At 37.3% G+C, this 1,956-nt stretch carries 2 protein-coding genes; one reads left to right on the plus strand and one right to left on the minus strand.

All coding sequences use genetic code 11. The features are described from left to right. Positions 1-1,074: ISL3 family transposase (locus tag E2L07_RS20010; RefSeq protein WP_243855022.1), on the plus strand; the 1,074-nt coding region annotated here is incomplete at its 5' end. A gap of 212 nt (positions 1,075-1,286) precedes the next feature. Here E2L07_RS20010 and E2L07_RS20015 read toward each other — a convergent pair. Then, positions 1,287-1,619 (minus strand): alpha-helical endospore appendage domain-containing protein, encoded by a 333-nt coding sequence (locus E2L07_RS20015; RefSeq protein WP_134230476.1) that lies wholly within the window; start codon positions 1,617-1,619, stop codon positions 1,287-1,289. Positions 1,620-1,956 lie beyond the last annotated feature (337 nt).

A 1,956-nucleotide genomic window follows, 5' to 3' on the forward strand; every position in this document is an offset into this window, starting at 1 on the left:
TCTATGCTTAAAAAGCATGACCAGCGCATGAGAAAGGTACGGGATTTAGATCTATTAGATAAAACTCTTTATCTGTTTGTACATGTAAAGCGCTGGCGTTGTCAGAATTGCCAAGAGGTCTTTTCTGAGCCACTATCTTCTATCCCTGCTGGTAAACATCAAACCTATCGGTTTCGTAGGAAGGTATTTGAAATGTGCATTGGTACAACAATCAGTGATGTAAGCCGAAAGTTAAAAGTTAGCTATAAGACCGTTGAAAGAATCTACTATGATATCGCTTCGAAAGAAGTGAAAGAGCACTCTTGTTCAGGTGTCATTGGTATTGATGAAGTTGCTGTACGAAAAGGCCATAACTATGAAACGGTTGTGACAGATATTCAAACGGGATCTGTCCATCAAATGGGAGCGAATCGTGATTATGACTCCACAATCACTCTTCTAAAATCCTTTGAAAAGGCTCCTTCGGTGGTCGTAATGGACATGTGGAAACCTTTCTTTAGAGCTTGTAAGACACTTTTTCCTAAAGCCTCTATTGTGATTGATAAGTACCATGTTGTTCAAAAGATCAACCTAGCTCTTGACGCAGTCCGAAAGTCCAAAAGTAAAGAGATTAACGGAATCAAGAAGGGACGTTTCTGTCTGCTAAAACGTCGCTTTCGTCTAACTGAGAAACAGTTCAAAAGATTGGAAGCCTACCATGATCAATCCGAAGAACTTGCTCATGCGTACTATCTAAAAGAGTGGTTTTATGACTTATACCAGCAACCATCTTATAAAGATGCATCTACTTTTTTAGATAACTGGATAAAAGAAGCTAGGATGAGTCCTTTCCCCTCTTTTCATGATGTATGCAAGACCTTGGAAACATGGAAACCATTTATACTAACTTACTTTGAATTACCTTATACTAATGCAAGAACCGAAGGTACGAATCACAAAATAAAGAATCGAAAGAGAATCTCCTACGGTTTCCGTAACAGAGAGAATTTCCGTATTCGAGTCAAGCTAGAATGTTCAAAGAATCAATCGGTTCCATCTTCTTCACCTAGTAAAAGTGTAGATGATGCCGCGTAAGCGTCAAGCCCAAACCGCTTGACCCTCACGCTCTATCATCTGTTTGGTAGTTAGGTGAAGAAGGAGAAATTCTGGCCTATGAAAAGGATGAAATGTGCGAGTTACACAGAAAATGGCGAAGAGCCATCTTTTTTTAATGGTTATTTTTTTCCATAAGAAAAGACATCGCATCCTAGTGCAATGTCTCTCTTAAAATTTATTGTAAATAACGATTATACAGTGCCATTACCGTTTTCACCGTTACCATTGTCTGCGTCTAATATGTCTTCCATCTTAAATTGAAGTAACATTTGGGTTTTCAATGCAGTTTTTAATGTTCGGTTTACTGTTTCATTGATTGTAATTAAATCATCAATGTTTGTAGCGGCTACATTAGTGTTTTCTGGTAAAGTACCAACCACCGCTTGAATTTTTTCAGCTTCAGCATTAATAAAATGAGCTAGACCTAGTTCTTCAAATGCGACAGAAGCTAATAATAGATTAATGACATCCTCTCTGTTGATATCAATAGAAGGTGTTACGTTTGGAATATTTGGGAAAGACATTTATCAATCACTCCTTTAGATTTTATATATGTAAAGTATTCATTAAAAGGATTATGGATTGGGCAAGTAACTATTAATAGTGCCTAATTATGAGAAGAGATTAAAGATTAAATTGGGTACCGTCAAGAATTTTGTGTAAGCTCGCAGGGTTTCCTTTGGAATTGCCAATATATTAGACCTTAAGCAGCCTTGGTGACTACACAAAAAGTATCAGAAGGTTCTGTCAAGGGCGAAGTGTATACGAGTCCCTTGACAGGTTCTTCGAACTTTTTAAGCTTTAAAAAAGGTGCTTAAGGATTATCTATATCGCTCTTCAAACATGTCATATAAAGCTTGA

It is taken from the genome of Halalkalibacterium halodurans, from assembly GCF_004376175.1.
GTDB lineage: Bacteria > Bacillota > Bacilli > Bacillales > Bacillaceae_D > Halalkalibacterium > Halalkalibacterium halodurans.